26 protein-coding genes and 1 tRNA gene are annotated in these 24,331 nt (G+C 51.3%); 17 read left to right on the forward strand and 10 right to left on the reverse strand.

The genetic code is table 11. From position 1 onward, the window contains the following. Positions 1 to 11 precede the first annotated feature (11 nt). Positions 12 to 974: a Gfo/Idh/MocA family protein gene (locus AC6CHM_RS07510; RefSeq protein WP_115053217.1), complete on the reverse strand. Its 963-nt coding sequence runs from the start codon at positions 972 to 974 to the stop codon at positions 12 to 14. Positions 975 to 1,330: 356 nt separating this feature from the next. Here AC6CHM_RS07510 and AC6CHM_RS07515 point away from each other — a divergent pair. Further along, positions 1,331 to 1,407 (forward strand) — tRNA-Met (locus tag AC6CHM_RS07515). Between the two features lie 225 nt (positions 1,408 to 1,632). On the opposite strand, the gene AC6CHM_RS07520 is transcribed toward AC6CHM_RS07515, so the two are convergent. Then, entirely contained in the window at positions 1,633 to 1,923 is a 291-nt protein-coding gene (locus AC6CHM_RS07520) for a DUF982 domain-containing protein (RefSeq protein WP_498172537.1), read from the reverse strand. A 169-nt stretch (positions 1,924 to 2,092) separates the two neighbouring features. Between AC6CHM_RS07520 and AC6CHM_RS07525 the strand changes: the two genes are divergently transcribed. The 9 genes from AC6CHM_RS07525 to AC6CHM_RS07565 all read left to right on the forward strand — a co-directional run bounded on the left by AC6CHM_RS07525 (position 2,093) and on the right by AC6CHM_RS07565 (position 9,918). Then, positions 2,093 to 2,917, forward strand: coding sequence for an alpha/beta fold hydrolase (locus AC6CHM_RS07525; RefSeq protein WP_498172539.1), 825 nt, complete (start codon positions 2,093 to 2,095; stop codon positions 2,915 to 2,917). A 442-nt stretch (positions 2,918 to 3,359) separates the two neighbouring features. Next, the gene (locus AC6CHM_RS07530; RefSeq protein WP_498172677.1) at positions 3,360 to 3,956 is read left to right on the forward strand and encodes a class I SAM-dependent methyltransferase; all 597 of its coding nucleotides are present in this window, start codon (positions 3,360 to 3,362) and stop codon (positions 3,954 to 3,956) included. 99 nt (positions 3,957 to 4,055) lie between these two features. Then, positions 4,056 to 4,460 (forward strand): lysozyme inhibitor LprI family protein, encoded by a 405-nt coding sequence (locus tag AC6CHM_RS07535; RefSeq protein WP_115052343.1) that lies wholly within the window; start codon positions 4,056 to 4,058, stop codon positions 4,458 to 4,460. A 20-nt stretch (positions 4,461 to 4,480) separates the two neighbouring features. Then, complete coding sequence (locus tag AC6CHM_RS07540) at positions 4,481 to 4,855, forward strand: VOC family protein (RefSeq protein WP_336439671.1); 375 nt, start codon at positions 4,481 to 4,483, stop codon at positions 4,853 to 4,855. 387 nt (positions 4,856 to 5,242) lie between these two features. Beyond that, positions 5,243 to 6,088, forward strand: a complete 846-nt coding sequence (locus tag AC6CHM_RS07545) for a WcbI family polysaccharide biosynthesis putative acetyltransferase (protein WP_115052341.1) — start codon at positions 5,243 to 5,245, stop codon at positions 6,086 to 6,088. Beyond that, positions 6,085 to 7,137 (forward strand): GSCFA domain-containing protein, encoded by a 1,053-nt coding sequence (locus tag AC6CHM_RS07550; RefSeq protein WP_307279725.1) that lies wholly within the window; start codon positions 6,085 to 6,087, stop codon positions 7,135 to 7,137. The genes AC6CHM_RS07545 and AC6CHM_RS07550 overlap by 4 nt, the downstream gene beginning before the upstream one ends. 21 nt (positions 7,138 to 7,158) lie before the next feature. Further along, positions 7,159 to 8,016, forward strand: a complete 858-nt coding sequence (locus AC6CHM_RS07555; protein WP_498172543.1) for a WcbI family polysaccharide biosynthesis putative acetyltransferase — start codon at positions 7,159 to 7,161, stop codon at positions 8,014 to 8,016. Positions 8,017 to 8,105: 89 nt separating this feature from the next. After that, entirely contained in the window at positions 8,106 to 8,864 is a 759-nt protein-coding gene (locus AC6CHM_RS07560) for a class I SAM-dependent methyltransferase (RefSeq protein ID WP_115052338.1), read from the forward strand. 46 nt (positions 8,865 to 8,910) lie between these two features. Next, complete coding sequence (locus AC6CHM_RS07565; protein WP_115052337.1) at positions 8,911 to 9,918, forward strand: FkbM family methyltransferase; 1,008 nt, start codon at positions 8,911 to 8,913, stop codon at positions 9,916 to 9,918. A gap of 3 nt (positions 9,919 to 9,921) precedes the next feature. Here AC6CHM_RS07565 and AC6CHM_RS07570 read toward each other — a convergent pair whose 3' ends face one another. Continuing rightward, positions 9,922 to 11,409, reverse strand: coding sequence for a carboxypeptidase M32 (locus AC6CHM_RS07570; RefSeq protein ID WP_307279731.1), 1,488 nt, complete (start codon positions 11,407 to 11,409; stop codon positions 9,922 to 9,924). Between the two features lie 221 nt (positions 11,410 to 11,630). On the opposite strand from AC6CHM_RS07570, the gene AC6CHM_RS07575 reads away from it, so the two are divergent. Beyond that, positions 11,631 to 12,557, forward strand: a complete 927-nt coding sequence (locus tag AC6CHM_RS07575) for a Gfo/Idh/MocA family protein (protein ID WP_307279734.1) — start codon at positions 11,631 to 11,633, stop codon at positions 12,555 to 12,557. Between the two features lie 77 nt (positions 12,558 to 12,634). Next, complete coding sequence (locus tag AC6CHM_RS07580; RefSeq protein ID WP_115052334.1) at positions 12,635 to 12,988, forward strand: hypothetical protein; 354 nt, start codon at positions 12,635 to 12,637, stop codon at positions 12,986 to 12,988. Positions 12,989 to 13,006: 18 nt separating this feature from the next. On the opposite strand, the gene AC6CHM_RS07585 is transcribed toward AC6CHM_RS07580, so the two are convergent. Beyond that, the gene (locus AC6CHM_RS07585) at positions 13,007 to 13,747 is read right to left on the reverse strand and encodes a putative nucleotide-diphospho-sugar transferase (RefSeq protein ID WP_115052333.1); all 741 of its coding nucleotides are present in this window, start codon (positions 13,745 to 13,747) and stop codon (positions 13,007 to 13,009) included. Positions 13,748 to 13,917: 170 nt separating this feature from the next. Between AC6CHM_RS07585 and AC6CHM_RS07590 the strand changes: the two genes are divergently transcribed. Beyond that, positions 13,918 to 14,550, forward strand: coding sequence for a LysE family translocator (locus AC6CHM_RS07590; RefSeq protein ID WP_115052332.1), 633 nt, complete (start codon positions 13,918 to 13,920; stop codon positions 14,548 to 14,550). 104 nt (positions 14,551 to 14,654) lie between these two features. On the opposite strand, the gene AC6CHM_RS07595 is transcribed toward AC6CHM_RS07590, so the two are convergent. The 5 genes from AC6CHM_RS07595 to AC6CHM_RS07615 all read right to left on the reverse strand — a co-directional run bounded on the left by AC6CHM_RS07595 (position 14,655) and on the right by AC6CHM_RS07615 (position 18,664). Next, a complete protein-coding gene (locus AC6CHM_RS07595; protein WP_336439664.1) occupies positions 14,655 to 15,731 on the reverse strand; it encodes a Tim44 domain-containing protein in 1,077 nt (358 codons plus the stop codon). Between the two features lie 143 nt (positions 15,732 to 15,874). Continuing rightward, on the reverse strand, positions 15,875 to 16,543 hold the full coding sequence (locus tag AC6CHM_RS07600; protein WP_498172547.1) for an HAD family hydrolase: 669 nt from the start codon (positions 16,541 to 16,543) through the stop codon (positions 15,875 to 15,877). Between the two features lie 91 nt (positions 16,544 to 16,634). Further along, complete coding sequence (locus tag AC6CHM_RS07605) at positions 16,635 to 17,408, reverse strand: molybdopterin-binding protein (RefSeq protein WP_307279745.1); 774 nt, start codon at positions 17,406 to 17,408, stop codon at positions 16,635 to 16,637. Continuing rightward, complete coding sequence (locus AC6CHM_RS07610) at positions 17,405 to 18,277, reverse strand: cytochrome b/b6 domain-containing protein (RefSeq protein ID WP_307279747.1); 873 nt, start codon at positions 18,275 to 18,277, stop codon at positions 17,405 to 17,407. Before AC6CHM_RS07610 ends, AC6CHM_RS07605 begins: the two co-directional genes overlap by 4 nt. Positions 18,278 to 18,370: 93 nt before the next feature. Then, positions 18,371 to 18,664: a pentapeptide MXKDX repeat protein gene (locus AC6CHM_RS07615; RefSeq protein WP_336439661.1), complete on the reverse strand. Its 294-nt coding sequence runs from the start codon at positions 18,662 to 18,664 to the stop codon at positions 18,371 to 18,373. Between the two features lie 274 nt (positions 18,665 to 18,938). Here AC6CHM_RS07615 and AC6CHM_RS07620 point away from each other — a divergent pair, with 274 nt between their 5' ends. Further along, positions 18,939 to 19,493 carry a sigma-70 family RNA polymerase sigma factor gene (locus AC6CHM_RS07620; RefSeq protein ID WP_115052326.1) on the forward strand — a complete coding sequence of 185 codons (555 nt, stop codon included), beginning with the start codon at positions 18,939 to 18,941 and terminating at the stop codon, positions 19,491 to 19,493. Beyond that, entirely contained in the window at positions 19,480 to 20,121 is a 642-nt protein-coding gene (locus AC6CHM_RS07625) for an NrsF family protein (RefSeq protein WP_115052325.1), read from the forward strand. Before AC6CHM_RS07620 ends, AC6CHM_RS07625 begins: the two co-directional genes overlap by 14 nt. 6 nt (positions 20,122 to 20,127) lie before the next feature. Here AC6CHM_RS07625 and AC6CHM_RS07630 read toward each other — a convergent pair whose 3' ends face one another. Continuing rightward, complete coding sequence (locus AC6CHM_RS07630; RefSeq protein WP_115052324.1) at positions 20,128 to 21,237, reverse strand: Gfo/Idh/MocA family protein; 1,110 nt, start codon at positions 21,235 to 21,237, stop codon at positions 20,128 to 20,130. 126 nt (positions 21,238 to 21,363) lie between these two features. Here AC6CHM_RS07630 and AC6CHM_RS07635 point away from each other — a divergent pair, with 126 nt between their 5' ends. Further along, entirely contained in the window at positions 21,364 to 22,206 is an 843-nt protein-coding gene (locus AC6CHM_RS07635) for a MurR/RpiR family transcriptional regulator (protein WP_115052323.1), read from the forward strand. 121 nt (positions 22,207 to 22,327) lie between these two features. After that, positions 22,328 to 24,268, forward strand: a complete 1,941-nt coding sequence (locus AC6CHM_RS07640; protein WP_337354430.1) for a bifunctional 5-dehydro-2-deoxygluconokinase/5-dehydro-2-deoxyphosphogluconate aldolase — start codon at positions 22,328 to 22,330, stop codon at positions 24,266 to 24,268. Positions 24,269 to 24,331 lie beyond the last annotated feature (63 nt).

A 24,331-nucleotide genomic window follows, 5' to 3' on the forward strand; every position in this document is an offset into this window, starting at 1 on the left:
GGCAAGGAAGGTTAGCCGGCCTTGTTGTGAGCCACGGTGCCTGCCGTCAGGATACGCAAGACGCGAACGGCCTCTTCGCCATCGGTTTTCGGCTCTTCACGCGTTTGGATGCTGTGAATGAAGCTTTGGCATTCGCGCGTCAGCGGCATTCCTTGCGCGACCTTGATATAGCTCGGCTCTTCCGTGGTCGAAGCCCACTGGCCATTATCCTGCCAGATCGAATGTTTGTAGACAGCCAGCTTGCGGTCCCACGGCTCCATATCGTCGAAAACTGCCATGGCCTTGGTCCCGACCACCGTCAAGCGGCGCTCGCGATAGGGATTAAGCCGCGAGGCAAACAGATGCCCCCGCACATTGTTTGGAAACCGCAGATGAAGATGGGCGAAATCACTCAAATGATCCAGAACCGCTGCACCCTCGCCCCGCACTTCCAATGGCTCGGTGCCGGTGATTGCAAGAATCATCGACAAGTCATGCGGCGCAAGATCCCATAGCGCATCATTTTCCGTATGAAATTTTCCAAGACCCAGTCTGTGCGAGTGGATATAGCGAACATCACCAAGATCGCCGACCTTGATCAATTCCAGCAATTTCTCAAAGGCCGGATGAAAACGAAGAACATGGCCAACCATGAAGATGCGATTATTATCGCGGGCAGCCTTCACGGCTGCCTCCGCATCAGGCACGGTCAAGGCAATCGGCTTTTCGACAAGAACGTCTTTACCGTTGTTTACGGCGCGTATTGCGGCTGCAGCGTGAAACTGCGGCGGCAGTGCCATGACGATGGCATCAACGTCAGGATGAGTGAAAAGGTCTTCGACCTCAATATGCAATACACCCTGCTCGGCAGCAAAGCCCGCAGCGCGATCGCTATTTTGATCAGCCACGGCGTAAAGCGCGCCGAGGCTTTTCAATGTACGGATATGATTGCTGCCCCAATAACCACAACCGAGCACTGCAATTCGTGGAGCCATCTTTTCAGCCTTGTTCATGCCCGCATGCAATATCTGGAGCAACTAACGAACACAAGTGTTGCAAACATGGCTACCAAAGAATTCAACCCATACAGTGGACAAGCATGGTAAATATTGTTGTGACCAACGGCGAAAAGGAACGCGATTGGATAGATTTTCCCGGTTTTTCATAGACGGTAACTGTGATGAATCGGTTTTCGGACAATTTCTGGACTTGCTGGTAGAGAAGATTGCTTGACAGGCCCATTCCACCCACATATATCCGCCCACGTCCCTGTCGCCCGTCTTCGGCGAATGACAGTGCGCTCCCAGGTCAGCTTTATGAGGCAGCCATTTACGGGTCGCAAGACATATGGGGCGAAGTAGCTCAGTAGGTTAGAGCAGAGGAATCATAATCCTTGTGTCGGGGGTTCGAATCCCTCCTTCGCTACCATTCTCCTAAAGAGTAGGTATTTCAATAAGTTATAGTGAAATGACTGTAGCGCGCCGCGCGATTCTGAAAATTTGCCACCCGATTTTAGAACAGACGATATTTTCGAATGACCTTAAAGTGGTTCTCAAAGACCATTCAAAGGCATCTTTGATTCTCACAGATCGCAACGGGCTATGTTTTTGTCGCCACTGTAGGGTGACCTGATTTGCAGCTTCCAGCCCTCAATCATCCATCGGAGCAGTTCTCAAAACCGCCAACATAGGCGGGGAAGGCATGGCTAAGCTCTGCGCCACTTTTCCAGCTTACCGGTAGGCGGCGGGCGGCCTGCCGTTTCGACGTAAATGCCCGCTTCCTTGGCCCCTCAATAAAGGCCATGCGAGCAACGCCGGGCGACATTTTGCCATCATAACATTTGACGAGCGTGTGCTTGGCTATATCCAGCTTTTCGGTATCAGTGCCCGGACACTCGTTCACAATGAACTCCGCCGCCTGCATGACTGAGGTTATGACCTTCATCTTGCTGAATTGACTTAGCAAATATGCTTATTTGAGCAATATTTTCTGACGGTATGTTTGATGTTACGCTCAATGAAAATACTTTGGGGAGTGCGGCCAGCAGGTAGGCAAACGCAACCGAGGTTGCGAAGTACAGCATGAGATCGTCCAATCTTGTCAAGGAGAGCAAATGTCTACAATCACCACCAATGACGGCGTCGAGATATTCTATAAGGACTGGGGCACTGGCCAACCTATTGTCTTCAGTCACGGTTGGCCACTCTCGGCCGATGACTGGGATGCACAGATGATATTCTTCGTGAATCATGGCTTTCGCGTCATTGCACATGATAGGCGCGGACACGGCCGCTCCGCTCAGGTCGGTGATGGTCACGACATGGATCACTACGCCGATGACCTTGCCGCACTGACGGAAAAACTTGACCTTAGAAACGCCATTCACGTCGGGCATTCGACTGGCGGCGGTGAGGTGGTACACTATATCGCGCGCCACGGCGAAGCTCGGGTAGCAAAGGCAGCCATTCTAAGTGCCGTACCACCGCTCATGGTGAAAACCGATGCCAATCCGGATGGCTTGCCGAAAGATGTATTTGATGGCTTTCAGGCACAGCTCGCTGCAGGCCGTAGTGAATTCTATCATGCCGTGGCTGCGGGCCCCTTCTATGGCTACAATCGGCCAAACGCCAAACCTTCGGATGCAGTGATCAATAATTGGTGGCGTCAGGGAATGATGGGTGGTGCCAAGGCACATTACGATGGAATTGTTGCTTTCTCGCAAACCGATTTCACCGAAGACCTCAAGAAAATCACGGTTCCCGTGCTTGTGATGCACGGCGACGATGATCAGATTGTGCCCTATGCTGATTCAGCACCATTGTCGGCAAAGCTTTTGAAGAACGGGACGCTGAAGACCTACGAAGGCTTTCCGCACGGGATGCCGACGACCCATGCGGATACTATCAACTCTGATCTTCTTGCATTTTTTCGGTCATGATGCGCGATAGGGCCGACCAACTAATCGGCCCTGCCACCTCCAACCTTTCGCTCTGGGTAATGGGCCATCCCGCTTGGGAACGACGATCATCATGAACCATCGCCCTCGGATGCCGCAGGCACGATCGACATAGGCGAATTCCCGGAAAATTGTCCATGGCATCTTCGTGCTCCGCAGGAATCGTTGCATCCGGGCTTTTCTGGCGTGATTTGTATTGTTGCCCCCAATCATTGCTCCTAGGTTTCCAGGAGTTTCATATTGCAGGGGGGATGAATTCATCGACACTCCGGTAGAAAATGACAGCGACCCAATTGGAACCGCGTTAAAAGATGTTTGGATAAACATCCAAGGTTGGGTAGGCAGCCGGGTACCCCATGTTCTGAAGCTCATCAGGGAGATTCAGCTGGAAGATAATGTCGTTGGCGATATCGTGGAAATCGGTGTGCACCACGGCAAACTATTTTTCCTTATGGCTTCCACGGCAAGACCGAATGAGAAATGCACTGCCATCGACCTTTTTGACGACCAGGAAAAAAATCTTGATCATAGCGGGAAAGGGTCATTGTCGATGTTTAACCAGCATCTCGACAGTTATTTTTCCCACCTGAAGCGGCAGGTCACAGCAATTTCGGCTGACAGCATGTCATTTACACCGGCAACCATCCGACAACGGCTAAAAAGCTCTGGTGTGCGACTTTTTTCGGTCGATGGCGGTCATACGGTCAAGCATGTAATCAATGATATGACGCTCGCTCAGGAAATGATCGTACCCGGCGGCGTCATCCTGCTTGATGATTTCCTCGGTCCACATTGGCCTAGTGTTTCGGAAGGCTTCTTTGAATATATGCGCGTTGCAAACCGCCGCCTTGCACCATTTCTGATTTTTCAGAACAAGCTCTTTCTAACCACCTATTCTGAGCACCCTCAACTATTGGCCAAGTTCCGTAGGCTGATTGATCGCGATCTGATGCATGAGGTTCATACGAACAAATGGCGATATGCACAGATTGGCGAGCATACGGTGCTTTGTTTCGCCTAGAGCAAATTTTGCGCTGGCCGATTGGCTCAACAATCCTGTTTCAGTTTGATATGACTGCCGAGGCGGCATTGATCCGTTGTTCAGAGGGAGAGAGAAGCAATGAAGGTTCTGTTTATGGCGTCAGCCATATTTCTCGGAGGAATTTCACTCGCACATTCTCAGCAAAACTGTGGCGATAAGACCAATCAGACCGACATGAATATTTGTGCCGGGCACGCTTATTCCAGAGCTGACGGAGAACTCAATTCGGTCTACAAGCAGATTGCAGGACGATTAAAGGGTGATCCGGACACCGCAAAACTCTTGGTGGCTGCACAAAAAGCCTGGATTGGATTTCGAGACGCGGAATGCAACTTCTCAAGTTCGACCGTTCAAGGTGGAACAGCATACCCTTTTATCTCGAATTCTTGCCTCTATAATAAAACTCGGTCCCGTATTCAGGAATTGAAACTATACCTCAAATGCACGGATGGAGACATGGACTGTCCTGTTCCAGCAAAATAGCGAGGCAACAAGGAGGTCCAATGTTTGATCATGTCAAATTCGGCGTTAGCGATTATGCTGCAAGCAGGGCATTTTTTGTCGAGGCATTAAAACCGCTGGGAGTAACTATCGTCGCCGAGGGCGAGCCTTCATATGGTATTGAGCTTAGCGCTGGAAGCGAGGCTTCATTGTGTCTGTTCGAAACCCAGGAAAAGCCAGCGCATATTCATTTGGCTTTCGCGGCAAAAACCCGCCAGGAAGTCGACGCGTTTTATCATGCAGCTTTGGAAGCTGGTGGCAAAGATAATGGTGCGCCTGGTCTTCGCCCCCATTATCACGTCAATTATTATGCTGCCTTTGTCATCGACCCTGACGGACATAATATCGAGGCCGTTTGCCACGCGCCGGAGGCATAACGCACATAACCCCGGTATCACCGGATACCGGGGTCGCTTAAACTTCACGCTTTAAACGTCATCTGACAGTTCGCTGTTGCGAAACGATGCGACGAAAACTTCTGCGTCAGCCATAGGTTGGGCACTGCCGCGCTTATGCCAGCGGCCATTTACCAAGTCTTCAAAGGATAATGTACGACGGTCGTATTATGACGCGTTAAGACGCAATCTGTATAGATTTATAAGTCTCCAAAAGGCTTATCTCGGATCAACGTCGTAATTTGACAATGATTTACAGCCGTTCATGAGAATTCCGACGAGTTTTGTGAGCAATGGAACCATTCCGCAGCTATCGAATATAGCGTTGTGTAACAGTCACTTTGAAGAGAGCGTCCCTTGGAAAAATGGTTGCTGATTTCGAACTGCAATACATATGGATTGGCAAACTCCTTAAAGCTTCTCAGTAACAGTTTCACCTTGGACTGTTTCGATGTCTTCGAACTGATGAAAAATCTCGAAAAGTACAAGGAAACCATGCCGGGATATGATAGGGTTATTATAAATCCTGCCATTCAATTCGTAGAATATGATTTTTCTCTTCTGAAAAACGTCAGCCGAATTCCCGGTATCGACTTTGATGCCTATCATCCGGATCTTTGTTATCTTTTTGCGGACGGACAGCGCATTTATGGCCCGACGGCCGGCTATCATTCCATGCTGGTTTTTGCCGCTTTTGAAGCGGGCTATAGTGTCGAGAAAACCGAGCGACTATTTCGGCGGGAAATATTCGAGCAGTGCGGATTTCTTTCACGATGGGAGCCGGAACGGGACCGGCTTATGAAAGTTTTTTCATTCTTCAATCTCGATATAGCAGCGCCCTTCAGATCATGGTCTCGCGGCCAGTCCTTCATGTATGGCCTCGGTCACCCAAAGGCTGGGCCAATTCACGATGTTGCGAGAGTATTTCTTGAATCGATCGGCATTGAGACAAACAAATCTGACCTTGTACCCCACGACACCTTGGTCGACGGCATATGCCTTCCAGTCTACCCGGAAATTGCGGAAACATTCGGCTTTCGCGGATCGCGCATGTTCAAGGTTCTGGGCGAATACCGGTTGATGTCACTGGAAGAGTTCATTCAAAAAAGTTTTGAGGTCTATTCCAAATGGGCACCGGGCGAAGTTGCAGCCGAATATTTCTTTGCTGACCGATACAATCACGTCAAAAATATCATAGCGGAGGCGGACAAATGACCAACCCCTACGTCGGAATCAAGGATTATCAGTTGTGGCGGCGTTCGGTTGCGCGAGTGGAAACCCATCTTTTTGATCCGGTTGAAAATCCCCGGTACAAAATCGACAGTTCAATGAAAATTGCCACGGCTGGAAGCTGTTTCGCCCAACATATCTCTCGTCAGATGCAGCGGATAGGTTTCCATTATTTGATTGCAGAATCCGGTGAAGACCTGCCCCCTCAGGAGCGTATTTCCCGCAATTTCGGGGTGTTTTCTGCGCGTTACGGAAATCTCTATACTGCCCGCCAGCTCTTGCAACTTTTTGAGGAAGTTTTTGAGGGAAGAACACCACTGGAAACCGCCTGGCGGCGTAAGGACGGCAAATTTGTCGATCCATTTCGTCCGCTCATTGAGCCGGACGGCTATGAGACGGAAGAAGCCGTCAGGGAAGCACGCCGCGCCCATCTTAAAGCAGTTAAATCCGTATTTCTCGATTCAGATGTTTTCGTTTTCACGCTCGGTCTGACCGAAGCATGGCGATCGAGATCCGATGGCTCTGTTTTTCCGCTGGCACCTGGCGTCAGCGCTGGTGCTTACGATGCTGAAAAATACGAGTTCATCAATTTCAACGTTGCTGACGTTGATATGGATATGACTCTTTTTCTGGAAAAGCTGAAAGCGGTCAATCCTCGCGTTAAGGTGCTGCTCACTGTCTCTCCAGTACCGCTAGTCGCTACCTATGAAGACCGAAGTGTCCTTGTTTCCACCACCTATAGTAAATCCGTTTTGCGGGTAGTTGCCGAACAGATGTTGGCGCGTTTTGATTGGGTGGACTATTTTCCCTCCTACGAGATCATAACCGGCAGCTATGCGGGCGGCTTGTATTATGAGGACGATTATCGAGAGGTAAACTCAATCGGTGTGGCGCATGCCATGCGCTGCTTCGTCAAAAATTATGTGTCTCAACCGGAAGAAGAAAAGACGGCGGCGACAATGTTGCCCCTTCCGGAAGCACCGCAACGCAATGTCATTTGCGACGAACGCGAGATCGAGATGATGCGCCCGTAACCCCGAACTCGAGAACCTGTCATGGATAATTGGCTACTCGTTTCCAACTGCAATACATTCGGACTCGCGAACTCACTGCGATTGCTCACCAATGGCATCAAGATCGATCACGCCGACTATTGGTCGTTCCGCAACAAGCTTGATGACTATAAACAAACGCTGTCCCAATATGCGAAAGTAATCATTCACCCCGACATTAACGGCCTCGCCTATGATTTTTCAGCATTGGACAATCTTAGCAAGATACCGTCCATAAAGTTTGATGCTTATCACCCGGACCTTTGCACGGTGGTAGCGCGGGGAGCAATGTTGGATAGCCCCTTGGGGCCATTCCATTCAATGATTGTGCTTGCCGCCTATCAAGCCGGATACGATGTTCAAACAACAACGGCGCTCTTTCGTCGCGACGTATTTGAACGATGCGGTTATTTCACGCGATGGGAAATCGAGCGAGATCAGCTTCTGAAAACCTTCATGAATCACGGGCTCGATATTTCGCGCAAATTCAGGGTTTGGACACGCGGCGATTGCTTCATGTACGGAATCAATCACTCCAAGGCGCGGCCGATACACGATATCGCGCAATTATTTCTTGAAAAATGCGGCATCGAACCCAATTGCACAGATCTTGTGCCAGCAGACGTGATGACTTCAGGAGCATGCTATCCGGTCTACCCGGAAATAGGAGAAGTTTTCGGCGTGAGAGGCTCTTACATGTTCAAGGTACCCCAGGAATATAAGCAAATTTCCCTGGAACAATTCATCGAACAGAGCTTCGGAATATACTCCAGATTGGCGCCGGACCCATTTCTTCCGGAAGTTCAGTACACCAACCGCCACAACTTGGTAAAATCAGTTCTTATAGAGGCGCTGCATTGATGCTATTTAATACTGAAAATACTTTGCTGAGATATATGTAAAATACTTTTAATTGCCTGAAATGAGTTGACTGGATCGAGGGGAATTCCATGCGCAATACAAATGAAGACTGGGAGAAACTGGCTCAAGACAATGCCTATTGGGCCGTATTGACAGAAGACCAGTTCAAATCGAAAAAATTGACAAAAAAAGATGCAACTGAATTCTTCGCCACAGGTCAGACTGATATCGCCAATTTGTCCAAGCTTATTAAAAGTCTGGTTCCGGAATTTGAGGTTCCCACTGAATCGATCATTGATTTTGGCTGTGGGGTAGGAAGACTGCTGATCCCCCTCGCCGAGCAGTCAAAAAATGCCATTGGCATCGATATTTCTGAAACGATGCGAAATATTGCTTTGAAAAATTGCGCCAATCGCGGGTTGAAAAACGTGCGCTGCGTCGAGTCACCCGAGGTCCTTGTCAAGGAAGGTGTCAAAGTCGATTGGCTCAATAGCTATATTGTTTTGCAACACATTGAACCGCGCCGGGGCTATTTTATCATCAATGATCTTTTGCAATGTGTGAAGAGTGGCGGTGTTGCTTCGCTGCACGTTCCGCTGTTCAAAACCGCAAACCGCGCCGAGTATTATAACGACCGGATGATGTATTTCCGCAATGATTACTACAAAAATGAAACCGTTTTCATCGACAGGGATAATTATGATCACCCTGATATTCAAATGTATGATTACGACGCGAACACGGTGATGGCGCTGTTTCACAAGAACCAGATGACCGATGTACATCTGATCCATGACCGTTCAACGACGGGAATTCACGCTTATTATTTCATAGCCCGGCGAGCCTGATCCTGTGAGCCTTGGTCACTGATTTCTGAAGTAACGTGATGGCAACATGACTGATCTTGGCGATATTCTGAACTGTTATAAATTCATCCTCGGACGTGATGCCAACGCCGAGGAGAAATTGAAAATATCGGACAATCTGTCCTCTCTTTGCACGATTTCCCTTGAGCAGCACCGCAGAAACTTCTTCGCCTCATCCGAATTTCATCAGCGCCATGCCGAGATCATATTTAACAATTTTGTGCCCAAAAGCGTCGAGTTGCTGTTCGAGACGACCAATAGTTTCAAGATATATCTCGATCTGCGTCAGTATCACATGACGTTTGGTATTTTCAGCGGCGGATATGAGAAGTTTGACATAGACATCATGAAAGCTGTCACGCCGGACAATGGTACATTTTTCGATGTAGGCGGCAATGTCGGCTATTACTCGCTTTCGATTGCCACAAAGCCGGGGTTCAACGGGAAAGTGGTCTCGTTTGAACCGCTACCTCATCTATGGAATCTTTTCAGCAAGTCGATCATTGCAAACAAGCTTTCGAAAACGGTCAAAGTACATCAACTGGCTCTCGCCGATCAGCCTGGCGAGATGGAACTCAACACAGCGGAATATTCGGTCAATGCCGGAGCGACAAGTCTGGTAGCGGGGTCAGGCAATACAAAATCCGAGCGGAGCACAAAGGTGGAGACGCTGGACGTGATGGCAAAAGGGCTAAAGCCGGATTCCATCAAGGTCGATATTGAAGGCGCAGAGGGCCTGTTTTTGGAGGGCGCGACAAACACGATCCCGGCATATACTCCCACAATGCTCATCGAGATAAACCGCGACGTTCTTGCCAATTTGTCAAAGACGACGCCCGGCGGAATTTACGACAGGCTGATAGGTTGGGATTATCAGATATGGGAAGTTCTGAATGGGAGGATCAATCGATTGCCCGACGTTCAGGCAATCGATTCCGCTTTTCCATCCGGACGGGTTGCCAATATTCTGGCCATTCATCCAAGCCGCAAGAAAGAAGTAGCCAGGCAGTTGGCCAAACTATCGCTGAAGCTATAATATTCAGGCAGCCCCATATCTGCTGCGCAGATGCCCTATGAAGTGGCTGGCATCCAACTTTTCACCAGTAGCCCGCTCAAGCAGCTCCGGCGTGGACCAGCGTGAGCCTTGCGACCAGATTTTCTCACGTCGCCAATCATTGATCTTCGTGAAGTTGCCTTCCGCAAGATCGTTGTTCGCTGTCGGGTAGTCGCGTATCAGCGCGGCCCATTGCTGTGCTGCCATCATTGCGCCGAGCGTGTATGAGGGGAAATAACCAAAAGCACCCGCGGGCCAATGCACATCCTGCATCGGGCCATCCCCCGGTGTATCAATCGTGGACAGACCCAGATATTCACGCATTTTCGCGTCCCACGCTTCCGGAAGATCTATGGTTTGCAGTTTGCCCGCGATAATCTCTTCTTCCAGCTCATATCGCAGGATAACGTGAAGCGGATAAGTCACTTCGTCCGCATCGACGCGGATCAACCCGCGCCCTACATGATGCACGTGCGGAAGGATGTCTTCCAAAGACCATGTCTCATTCAGATGTTGGGCAATAACCGGGAGCGCCCAGCGCCAAAATGCCGGATTGCGGCCTATCTGTTTCTCCACGAAAAGGCTTTGACTCTCATGCATTGCCATTCCCCGTGCTCTGCCGAGCGGCCAATGCGACCATTCTTTCGGTAGATTCTGCTCGTAAAGCGCATGACCTGTCTCGTGCAGGACGCCCATGAGCGCTGAAAGGAATTCGCTTGTCTTATAACGCGTGGTGATACGCACATCGCTTGGCACGCCGCCACAAAACGGATGATGTGAAACTGAAAGACTTCCGTGCGCCAAATCAAAGCCGGTTGCCGCCATGATTGCCAGTCCGAGCTCTCGCTGTTTTTCGACGGGATAAACTCCGGACAAAGCTTTTACGGGGCGTTTGGCCGCCCTCTCCTCCTGAACAGCCAATGCCTCGGAAACAAAATCTTTCAGGAAATTTTTCAACTCCGAGAAAACCGGGCCAATCGTGGCGGTACGGGCACCCGGATCATGTTGCTCGATCATTGCGTCATAAGGCGTAAGTCCTAACGCCTGTGCACGCAGAGCCGCCTCCTCACGGGCCAGTGCAATAACGCCGTCGAGCGCGGGCACAAAACCAGCCCAATCGTTTTTTGCCCGCAGGTCCCGCCATAATTGTTCACAGCGCATCCGCGCATTTGTCTGACGCTCGACAAACTCAACAGGCAGGCAAGTCAGATTTGTATAATGGCGCCGGAACTCACGCACGGCGGCAAGCTGTTCATCACCCAGCGTTTGCGCTTCAGCATCAGCAATCCAATCGGCAATTTCTGGAGCTGTTGCTTGTCTGTGATACATTCCCGCAAGCGCTGCCATTGCTTCGGCACGTTTTTCGCCACCTCCGACGGCCATGTGCGTGGCCTCATCGGCCCCCAGAATTGCCAGCGCATGCTCAAGCGCTTCGAGCTTGCGGCCATGATCGTCGATTTTCTGGAAGGACATTCTGTTTCTCGCATAACTGATTCAACTCAATATCGGACAGGACTCCAATTTTCTTCCAAGTGCAAGATTGAACTCACCCATGTGGGTGTTGAGCACCATGCCGTTGATACACAGTTTATCGCGTGCCCCACTTGCCGCTGCGCGATTTCCGCATTACCTCTGCTGAAAAATCAGTGCACTTCAATCGCTTGATGCGATGACGGAAAAAGAGGAACGTCGCTATGCCCCCAATCAATCTGGCAATCGTCGGCGTTGGCAAAATTGCCCGGGATCAACACCTGCCTTCCATAGAGAGAAATGCTGACTTCACGCTGGTGGCCGCAGCAAGCCGCAACGGCACTGTAGACGGCATCCCCAATTTTACCACCATGAAGGCCATGTTCGAGGCCGTCCCGACTATCGACGCTGTGTCTTTATGCATGCCGCCGCAGTTTCGTTATGACGCCGCTTACGAAGCCATTCTAGCGGGCAAGCACGTCTTTCTTGAGAAGCCGCCGGGGGCGACGTTGAGCGAAGTTGAGAGCCTGGCATCTTTGGCAAATGAAAAAGGCGTTTCGCTCTTTGCCAGTTGGCACTCCCGTTATGCTCCCGGTGTCGAAGCAGCGAAATCCTTCCTTGGCTCCAATACGATCCAAAGTGTTCACATCGTCTGGAAGGAGGATGTCCGGCATTGGCACCCTAACCAGGACTGGATCTGGCAGGCTGGCGGCCTTGGCGTTTTTGATCCGGGCATTAATGCCCTGTCGATCCTTACCCATATCATGCCAAACCCGGTATTCATCAGAAGCGCGACACTGGAATTTCCAGAGAACCGGCAAGCGCCGATTGCTGCCGATCTGAAAATGACCAGTGCTATTGGGACACCTGTTCACGCAGAATTCGACTGGCGACAAACTGGCAAGCAGACATGGGATATCATAGCCGAAACATCTGCTGGCCAGATGATCCTGATTGATGGAGGGTCGAAGCTTACCATTGGCGGCAAGGCTGTTTCCTTGCCGGAAGAAGCCGAATATCCTGAGCTTTACCGGCGCTTTGCCGATCTGGTAAAGAATGGCAAATCCGATGTCGACATCGCCCCGTTACGTCATGTGGCAGACGCATTCATGATGGGTGAGCGCGCCTTTGTAGAGCCCTTTCACGATTGAAAATTCAAGCATCGCGCCACAACCGCGATTTGATGTATAAATAACTGACGACATGCTGAAAGCAATGAAAGCTCCCGATGGAACCGACCGAACCGGAACAGATTGACGAAGATGCGAACTGGGAGGCATTGACCAATTTCATCGAGGAGTCGGGCATTAACATTGATCGCGGGCAACGTTGCCGTTTTGATGCGTTGGTTTCATTTCGCAGCGATAGAAATGTAGATGAACAAACGCGGGTCCATATCAGCTTTCGCGATGATGATGTCTCGGCGATTCGCTTCAGTGAAGCCGGTCAACTCAATCCAGTCTTCGTTCATACGGAATTCCGCATGACTACATCCATTATCAAGTTTGAGAATAGCGAATTGAAGATAATGGGAACATCGCCAAAAGTTGGCCGCTACAAAGTGCGCATTTTGCCGAATTAGAGCCTTAGGGTCCGGACCCTATGACTTGGTTCGATCCGAGTCTTTTTCTTGCATCAAAATACGGTCAATCATCTCTACGCGATCTCTGCGACGTTGGAGGCGTTTGCCGACAAAGCCAAACCATCTGGGCTTGTTGCGCGCCTCACGACTTGCCTGAAGCTGCTCTATGTAAACTGCGTCTACCGGAACATTCGACAAACGATCAAATATCCAACAAAAAGCCACTGGAATATGCCGGACGTCGAATTGCGGAGCATCTGCAGCGGCATCTTCTGCTATGATTTGCTCCAATACTACCTGATCCCAGATATCTGGATTGGCATTGCAACGATCCTTCCACATCTCCATCAGAATCAAAGCCGCCGGCGTATCATTGATCAGAATGGTTGCTGCGATCAGCTTTTTGACACGCGGATCATAATGTACCGCAACATCTCCCATATATTCTTCCAGGGCTGGCCATGGATCGCGGTGAAATACAGCATCGACGTCGACATAAAGCAAAGGACCTCGTCTTGCGCGACGTTCGTTGAACAAAAACTCCGCTTTCATGGAAGCGTTCCGCACCCAGCTCCCGGCACTGTCCACCGCCGTCATAGCCACGGATAACCCCAGCCGGATTGCCGAGGCCGACATGCGTTGAGCTTCCCGCTCGTAAAATGAATCCCGCGTGTAAAAGGCCACAACCAAATTATTGCTTTGCTTGGTGCTTGCGGCACGAATTGCCGCTTCCTTGCTGTCAGGAAAATGAACGAGCATTGCCCGATGGGCTGATGACGAAGCTCGAAATCTATTTATCAATCTGGTGATCACAAATTTTTCTTTCCTGGTGTTCTCGTCAGCTTTAGAGATCAGAAACAAGACATTTGTCTGACTATCATTGCAAGCCGATTCGATTCCATAAATATTCCTCCTAAAGGACTTTGATCATGCCTCCTCTGGATACTTTAATTGCTTTTCTGGTAACCACTGCCGTCTTTGCTTTTATCCCCGGCCCGGCAATGCTTTACGCGGCTGCGCAAACAATAGCCCGTGGCCGCTGGTCAGGGCTTATGGCATCGCTCGGGATTCATCTTGGCGGATATATTCATGTCATCGCGGCAGCAGCGGGCCTTTCCGTGCTTTTTCACGCCGTTCCCCTGATCTACATGGTGGTTAAATTTGCTGGCGCAATATATTTGATCTGGCTGGGAATTTCACTTTTCCGCACCAAAACACACAGAGAAATCGCGTCGGCTCCCATTGAACAAAAGTCTGGCAAGCGCGCCTTTCTCGAAAGCATAACCGTTGAGGTCCTCAATCCAAAAACGGCAATTTTCTTTCTTGCGTTCCTGCCTCAATTTATCGATCCCTCTGCTGCATTTCCTGTCTGGGTGCAGTTCGTTCTCCTTGGAACAATCGTCAACATGGTGTTTTCGTCCGCAGATCTTTTGTGCGTGTTTCTTGCGGGTGCAATGCTCAGCCGATTGCAACGCTCGAGCCGCGCTCAAAAGCTCATGCAACGTGCTGGTGGCGCCATTCTTGTGGGCCTTGGCGCACATCTCGCTTTGCAAAAAAGCTAGAAGCAAGGCTTATCGAGATGATCTTGCTTGGGACGTGTCGGGCTGGGCAAAAAAAGGCCCGGTCCACGTAGAGTGGAACCGGGCCGCATTTCGTTCAGATTTGATCAGGCCGCGTCCTGAATGGCGGCAAGCTTCCATTCTTGGCCGCTCTCGCGCACAAATGTCCAAATTTCCGTTGTCTGGCTTGGTACGCCTTCATCGCCATTGACCACGCGCCCTGTATTGCGGTCGAGCATGGCATCAATGCTGGAATAGCGCAGCGCGGCTGTCGCATAATCCCTGTCACCCTCGGCCCATGCTTCAGCAATGTCGCTCTGGACGAGCTTGACATCGGTCACGCTGTTACGCAGTCCATCGGTGGCATTTTGACCAAGTTCCTCGGCAAGATACGACATGGCTTCCGGCGTCGTGATCTTGCGCAAGGTTGCATAGTCTTCTTTGCCATACGCAGTTTGCACTTCAGTCAGCAGGGCTTCAAAACGATCAAGATCGTTTTGGGTCAGACCAATTTCATCTTCTGGGACCAGCTTTCCCGGCTGCTGTTTAGCATTGCCTGCAGCACTACTGGCAGCACTGCCCGAGCCAAAACCGTTGCTCGCCGTATCGTTTTGTCTTGATCCTGAACCAATTGTTGGAACGCGCATTGACGAAGACGAGGCTGGCTGGTCGTTAAATGCATTTCGACCGAACGCCTGACCAGCAGCGCCAGCGGGAGCCATTGAAGATGTCTGGCGAGAGCGGAAAAAGCGTAGAGCCAGCATCACCACGCCGACGACCAGAGCAATCTGGATCAGCATGCCGAATAACCCCGCCATTCCGCCAAACCCGTTTCCGAGAAATGCTCCGATAAGGCCGCCAACCAAGAGGCCTCCGATCAACGAGCGGCCCATTCCGCCGAACAAACCGCCAGGGCGCTGCTGCGTAGCCTGCGTCTGAGCTGCACCGGGCTGAGTCTGCTGGCGGGGTGTCATTGTACGTTCAATAGGCGCTGCGTTGGTCGGCGCGGTGCGTGTCGGTGCGGGCGCATCGAATGTTCGGGAGCCACGGCTACCAAATCCGCCGCCGCCACGACGTGCATCAGCCTCATAGACTGCGCTAAAGCTTACAGCCAGTCCAATAACGAGTATCGCGGCAATCCTGCTAAGGGTGGCCCAACTCAGCTTGAATAGTACGAGCGGCATGCAAATCTCCTCAATATGCGTCACGTGACGTTCGCGCTACATATGGGGAAGAGCTGCAGGGATTAAAAGGACGAGCCGCAAATTGTGTGGGGGAGATTGATCAATTTTGCGTTTGCTCGGCAAAGCCAATAATGTTCTGCCGATCAATTGCTTTTAACAACAGATAGTCTTCCGTTCAGATCAATCTGCGCAACCACGTTCTCATAATCCGCTATTGTCGTGTGTGTCGTTTCGACGGGATGTTTATGGGTTGCCGTAATCACCATAACATCAGCTTTGGCGGCATCTCCAGCCAGAATACCGGGAATAGCGTCCTCAAAGACGAGACAATCTGAAGCGTCAAAGCCCAGTTTGCGTGCGCCCAACAGATAGCAATCCGGGTTTGGCTTACCGATCTTGACGTCTTCAGCTGTCACCAATGTGCGCGGCACGGGAATTCCCGCCGCGGCAAGGCGCCGTTTTGCCAGCTCAAGCGGCGAGGACGTCACAATCGCCCATTTTTCAGGTGGCAGGCTTTCCAAGAAAGCCGCCGCTCCCGGCAGCGCCATCACGCCAGCTACGTCGTTTATTTCATCTTCCGTTATCTTGGCAGCTTCAACCTCAGGATCAACACCAGGCAATCCCAAACGGCGAATAGTATCAATCGCCCGCACGCCATGCATGGTTGGCATGAATGCCGCCACATCAAGCCCGTGAGACTCTGCCCATTTGCTCCAGACGCGCTCTGCAGCAACGGTGGAGTTGAGAATCGTGCCATCCATGTCAAAGAGGAAGGCTGCATAAGTTTTATCGAAGACGAAAGTTGCGGACACGAAAAATCTCTCTTTAGCGGATTGTGTCGCCTCTTATGTCAGATGATCCGAATATGGCAAAGACCAGCGCCTACTTTTTGGAGGGGCACACTCAAATACCGGCGTACCATTCATATCCCCGATCTTCCCAGAAGCCGCCTTTGCCGGAACCGATGTTCTTGAAACTGTCGACAAGCTCAATTCGCATCAGATATTTGGCATGTTTATATCCGATCTGCCGCTCAACCCGCAGGCGCAAGGGCGCGCCATGGGCGATCTCCAGATCTTTGCCGTTCATACCATAGGAAAGGATTGTTTGCGGATGCCAGGCATCCACCAGATCAATGCTTTCATAGTAAAGACCGCTGCCGTCAAGTGATTGCTCATAATCGTCTGCACAATAGAACACCGCATAACGTGCTCCGGGCGCAAGACCAACCTGTTCCAAAACCAGTCCGAGCGGGACGCCGGTCCATTTGCCGATCGCGCTCCAGCCCTCGACGCAATCATGGCGGGTAATTTGTGTGCGCGACGGCATGGCTTTCAAATCCGCCATGGAGAAGCTCTTGGCCGTCTTGACCATGCCACCAACCTGAAGTCGCCAATTGGCAAAATTACTATCAACAAGCTGCTTATAGACATCTGTCTCAGGCATTTGCGTTCCATTTGCCTTGAATACAGGTGATAAATCCGCCTCGCTATATTCACGAGCCAGCTGCTGGTTGCCCAAAAGCAGACGCTGAGCGTTCATTGAAAGCCACTCACCTTTCTCAAGAACGGCATTGACGCTTGGGCTTTGAACCAGCGCATCACAACCCGTCAAAATGCCTGTGGCTGCAATGCCTGAACCAATCAGGAAACGACGCCGTGTGAGATCAATACTCATTTGGTTATCTCCTTATCTGCTTCAGGCTTTAAAGCGTAATAGCCGGTAATCATTGAGCGCATATTGTTCCAGACGCCGGATAAGAGAACCATGGCAATGTGTATGAATACGAAGACAATGATCAGCGAGGCCGTGATGAAATGAATTGTTCGTGCCGACTGACGACCGCCAAATACATCCAGCAACCAAGGAAAAATTGCATTGAAGCCGGGAGACATGGTGAGGCCCGTCAGCACCATCAGTGGCAACAAGATGAAACCTACCCCGATATAGGCAAGCTTCTGCAAAGAGTTGTAGCGGCGAGCTTTCTCACCCTTTGGAAAACGCAGACGTGCGTGCTCAGCAACCTCGTGAGCGAGATGCCTGGGGGTCAACTCAACTTTCGTCGGCAGCAGATCGCGGCGAAAATGCCGGGAGACAAGCCCGTAAAGCATATAAACGAACCCGTTAATGACGAAGAACCAGGCAAAAAAGAAATGCCAGCGTCGTCCCGTGGCGAGATCCTGATAGCTTGGGATTGTCGCCCACGCCGGAAAGGCGCGCGGGGTTAATTCTCCATCAACCTTCGATGCGCCAAGCACTCCAGTTGTTGTAAACTGAAAGGACCCAATGCTGGTCACGCCTTTCATGCTGTCCCCATCGGGATATGCCTCGATGGAAACAAATGCCGGATCAGGCAGAGCATCGGCACCATATTGCCCCCAGTAAAGATGCGGATGGGCGTTGAATATTTGCAAACCGCTCATCAAAAGGAAGCTAAGGCACAAAACATTCAGCCAATGGGTAATCCGCACCGCCAGGGAATGGCGGTAGACCACAGCTCTTTTTGGCTTTTCCTTCAATGCAGTGCCAGTCGTTACACTTGTCATTTTAAGCCTCCACCGGCCCATTATCGCATCTATTCCAACTGTGTATCCCTCCCCAATTTCGAGGAGAGATCACAATTATAACCTTTGCCAATGCTAATTGGCTGCTGGAGCCATTGCATCCGGCTTTTTCTTGACAGGCTTCATGGCATCGCCCTTCATCGCGTCTTTTTTCATGGCGTCCGGCTTCATGGCATCCGCTTTCATCGCATCGCCCTTCATCGGGTCGGCTTTCATTGCATCTGGTTTCATTGCGTCATGTTTCATCGCATCCTGCTTTTTCACCGGTTGTGCCTTCATGGCATCTTCAGCAGCGGCCAGATTCACACTGGCCAAACCAGCGGTAAGTGCGAAAGCCGAAAGGACTATACTACGTGTGAAAACGTTCATGGTCATTCTCCTTGAGTTAATTCAGATACGATAAACGTGCCCATAAGTTTCGAGTGCCTCTGACACCCACATTGCTTCGGCGCGTTGTCGCCAGTGACATGAAGCAATACGGATCGGACAGGAAATTGGTTACGAGGATCACGGATTGGTGATGGGCGGGTGGTCTGATTCCAACATTTGCACCCAATTTGCGTGTCGCTCATTGACGTTCCGCCATCTTGCACCTCATGCTGTAACCTTTCTGCCACCGCTGCGAATAAGGAATTAAACCGGAGTGCATTCTGTCGAAACGCGACTGAAAGAACTGATGCTTGCTAGTCTTGCAGGTGATGCGCGCAGCTACGCCATTCTTCTGAATGACGTGGCAAAGCATTTGCGTTCTTATTTTTTGCGACGGCTCTCTGAAGCCCATAAGGGGGACGCTGACGATCTCGTGCAGGAGACGTTGATGGCGCTGCATACCAAACGGGCAACCTACGAAACCGATCGCCCGTTCACCGCCTGGCTGCACGCCATCGCGCGATATAAATTGATAGATCATTTCCGCCGCAACAAAATTCGCGCAACTATACCTTTGGATAATGCTGAAGATTTGATACCGGCGGATTATTCCGATGCAACTGCAGACCGGATAGATGTGGAAAGCCTGTTACAGTCAGTCCCGGAGAAATCACGGGAGTTGATTTACCGTACAAAAATTGAAGGGCAATCAATAGCAGAGGTCGCGACGAGCACCGGACTTTCGGAATCAGCGGTGAAGGTTGGTATACATAGAGGCATCAAGGCGATTGCCGCAAAATTGAAAGGACGTGCACATGGCAACGGATGACTTGATTGCACGTCTCACGCGCGATCTGAAGCCTATACAGCGCAGCAGCGTCGCCAAGCGGCTTGCCATAGGTCTTGGCTTGGGCTTTGCCGCATCCTGGCTTTTGATGGTCTGGTGGTTGGGCATGCGGCCAGATCTCATGGAAGCTTCTGCCACAATGCCCTTCTGGGGAAAGCTCGCATATACGCTTCTTCTCGCCGTTATCGGTGCATGGGCAGTCAAGCGGATCGCTTATCCACTTGGCAGCATCATCATCAATCTTGTCTTGATGGCAGTCGCACTGTTTGCATTCGGAATATTGGCTGCGGGAATATTCGCCATGGCACCGCCCGAAGCGCACATGACGATGCTGACCGGCAAATCGCTGGCCGTATGCACATTCAATATTGTTGTACTGTCCATGCCACTGCTGATCGGCGCATTCTGGGTTTTGCGTGGTATGGCACCCACTCGCCTCACCATGGCGGGGGCTGCGGCCGGCATTGCAGCGGGCGCGATAGGCTCGGTTATCTATTCTTTCCACTGCACGGAAAGCGCCATGCCGTTTGTCGCTGTCTGGTATACGCTCGGCGTATTGATACCCGGCCTCATCGGTGCCTTGGCCGGGCGTTTCTTTCTCAGATGGTAGAAATAGCTACCTGACATCCACCCAGCGCTGATCCTTGAAAGAGCGAGCCATGGCATGAACGGTGCGCTCGATTTCCAGGCCATCTGCAAACTCGATCAGATGCGCCGCTTGGCCTTCGATACGCTTGATCAGCTCATGGCATTCAATGATTTTTAGATCGTTGAAACCAAGCCCATGGCCCGGCGCTGGAATGAACCGGCCATAGGGCTCGTGATGCGGTGCCGTTAAAATGGTGCGATAGCCCTGCTCTGTAGGGCGATCCGATGTCACATAGAGCTGAAATTCATTGGCGCGCTCCTGATCAAACAGGATGGAGCCCTTTGAACCGAATATCTGCAACGCGATGCGGCCCTTGCGTCCCCATGCAGAACGGTTCACCTGCAATGTACCTGCCACGCCGTTTTCCATATGCATCAAAACGCTGGCACTGTCATAGGTTTCGACAGCCCGGCTGGTGCCATCTCGGGTCTTGCGGCTCGCATAGGGTTTCGCCATGTCGCACATCACTCGCGACACGCGCCCGAACAGTGTGAACAACAGTGACAAAGGATGTACGGCGAAATCGTCAAGCGCCCCATAGCCCGAGGTCGCTTCATGCTTCCAGTAGAAAAGCGCATCAGGATCGGCCATGAAATCCTCATCCATTTCAATGCGCAGGTGATTTACCTCGCCGATAATCTTCTCATCCAGAAGCTTGCGGATATGACGGATCGCTGGCCCTTGCGTATAATTATATCCAAGCGCAGCTACTTTTCCGGACTGAGCTGCAGCAGCAGCCATTGCTTCTGCCTCTGCAAAGCCAGGTGCCATCGGCTTCTCGCACCAGACATGTTTGCCAGCCCTAAGAGCTGCAATTGCCATTTCAGGGTGGAACTGGTTCGGCGTTGTAAGCGATACAACATCAACCTGTGGATCGTTGATGACTTCGCGCCAATCACCGGATGCCCTTCGAAAACCGAACTCGCTTGCACGTTCTACCGCAAGATTTTCATTGGCTTCGCCAAGATGAACCAGGGAAATGTCGGGGCCGTCGCCAAAGACGGCGCGTACCGAATTCCACGCCAGAGCGTGGCATTTGCCCATAAAACCTGTTCCGATCAGCCCAACACCCAGCATCGACTCTTCTCCAGCGCTTGCGAATAACGAATGAAATAATCTATAACAGATGAAAATGGAATAACTGATCCACTTTGATATAAATATTTTGCTTTGTAAGATGTAGTCATTGGGGCAATGATTCGGATGGGTACTATGGACAATGGAGCGGAGTTGCCGCGGGACTTCGATGCATTGCGCAATCTCATCCTGGAGCGGCGAGATATCCTGCCGAAACGTTTGGCCCAGATCGCAGCCTATGCCCTCAGCAATCCCGACGAGATTGCCTTTGGTACCGCCGCCAGCATAGCCAATACGGCAGGCGTGCAACCTTCAACCCTTATCCGGTTTGCTCAGCACCTCGGATTCGATGGTTTCACCAGCCTGCAATCTGTTTTTCGCGAACGTCTGCGCGAGCGGCAAATCTCTTATGAAGAGCGCCTTTCCGCACTGCATGGAAATACGGATGGTCTTTCCCAAAATCGCGCAATTCTCAACGGGTTTCTGGCTGCGGCCAGCCAATCTGTGGAGACGATCTCCCGGCAGCTCGAAGATGATGTACTGGACCGGGCAGTCGATATTCTGGCGGGTGCCGAGACCATCTTTCTTCTCGCCCGCCGACGTTCATATCCAATTACCGCCTATATGGCCTACGCCTTCGGCAAATTGAAAATTCGCAATCAGTTGATTGAATCAACAGCCGGGATTGATCCTGAGATTTTGTCATTTGCAACACCGGCAGATGCAGCCATTGCCATCAGCTTTTCTCCTTACGCATCAGCCACAATTGAGCATGCCGCCACGCTCGCTGCTCGCAACGTTCCTGTCGTTGCAATCACTGACAGCGCATTTTCGCCGCTCGCTCAGTCGGCAAAAGTCTGGTTCGAGGCGGCGGAAGGCGATTTCTCAGGCTTCCGCTCACTGTCCGGCACAATGGCGCTTGCCATGGCTTTGACCGTCAGCGTTGCCGAACGGCGCCGCAAACTGTGAATGTCAAAAACCTAAAAAGAATATACATTCCATGTTGACGATTTGATAGAATTATTATTTCATATAGACGAGAACCTGCTGTCCGAAATGGGACACTTAATCAGAATATCGGGAGAACGACATGGATAGAACTGATAGCGCCAAGCCCCTTGGCAAGCCGCTTGATGTCATAACCATTGGGCGCTCGTCAGTTGATCTTTACGGCCAGCAAATCGGCTCACGTCTCGAAGACATCACGTCGTTTGCAAAATCAGTGGGTGGCTGCCCGGCCAACATTGCCATTGGCACTGCGCGGCTTGGTTTGCGTTCTGCCCTGCTCTCCCGTGTCGGTGATGAGCAGATGGGCCGTTTTATCCGCGAACAAATGGTACGGGAAGGCGTCGCGACAACGGGCGTTATTACTGACCCGCAGCGTCTTTCTGCACTGGTTATTCTGTCTGTGGAGAATGATAAAAGCTTCCCACTGATTTTCTATCGCGAAGACTGTGCCGACATGGCATTGGAAGAAAGCGATATTGACGCGGATTTCATCGCTTCAGCCCGCGCGGTCGTTGTCACAGGCACGCATTTCTCTAAACCAAAGCCGGACGCTGCACAGCGCAAAGCCATTCGCCTGATGAAAGAAGCTGGCGGAAAAGTCGTGTTCGATATCGACTATCGTCCTAACCTTTGGGGCCTTGCCGGTCATGGTGATGGCGACAGCCGCTATATCGCATCTGATGCCGTTTCCAACCACCTTAAAACCGTATTGCCTGATTGCGATTTGATTGTTGGCACCGAAGAAGAAGTTTTGATCGCTTCCGGGGAAGATGACCTTCTGAGCGCTCTCAAGACCATTCGCGCTCTATCAAAAGGAACGATTGTCCTCAAACGCGGACCCATGGGTTGCATTGTTTACGAGGGACCCATCTCCGACGATCTCGAAGATGGCATTGTCGGCAAGGGCTTTCCTATCGAAGTGTTCAACGTCCTTGGAGCGGGTGACGCCTTCATGTCCGGCCTGCTGCGCGGATGGCTCGGCGGCGAGTCTCTGGCAACTGCCGCAACATGGGCAAATGCCTGCGGCGCATTTGCCGTTTCGCGCTTGCTTTGCTCACCGGAAATACCAACCTTCGCAGAGCTGCAATATTTCCTCGAACATGGCAGCAAGCATCATGCTCTGCGCAAGGACGAGGCCATCAACCATATCCATTGGGCAACAACGCGTCGGCGCGAAATTCCTTCAATGATGACCTTCGCCATTGATCACAGGGTCCAGCTTGAAGATCTTTGTCAAAAGCTGGGTGCGAATACATCAAAGATCGGTGAATTCAAGGAATTGGCGGTCAAAGCCGCTGCAAAAGTTGCCGATGGTCGTGGTGGATATGGAATGCTGCTGGATGAGAAGTTCGGTCGTGAAGCCATGTTCGAATTTGCACGCCATAGTTTTGACTGGCTTGGACGTCCGGTAGAACTGCCAGGTTCCCGTCCGCTACGGTTTGAGTTCTCGCAGGATATTGGCTCCCAGCTTGTTGAGTGGCCAGTCGATCATTGCATAAAGTGCTTGTGCTTTTATCACCCCGACGACCCTGCTGACCTCAAGCTTGAACAGCAGCAAAAATTGCGCACGCTTTTTGAGGCAGCACGCAAAGTGGGCCGGGAATTGCTGATCGAGATTATCGCGGGAAAACACGGCATTCTGGATGACAACACTATTCCACGCGCACTGGAAGAGCTTTACGCACTCGGCATCAAGCCCGACTGGTGGAAGCTTGAGCCGCAGGCCTCGGCAACGGCTTGGAAAAATATCGAGCAGATCGTTGAAAAAAATGATCCTTGGTGCCGCGGTGTTGTATTGCTTGGTTTGGAAGCACCGCAAGATGAGTTGGAGGCAGCTTTCGCCGCCACCGCCAAGGCTCCTATCGTGAAGGGCTTTGCTGTGGGCCGGACACTCTTCATGGAGGCTGCGGAAGCTTGGCTTTCGGGTAAACTTTCCGACGAGGAAGCGGTTGGTGATATGGCTGGTCGTTTCGAGAAATTGACCAAGGCATGGCTGTCCAGTCGCGATATATTGTCGAACTAGATAATTACGAATAGTGGAGCCGGTTTTCCATCCGTTATACGGAGAATAGGACCGGGGAGGAGA

The organism is Phyllobacterium sp. GQ127 (assembly GCF_059758635.1).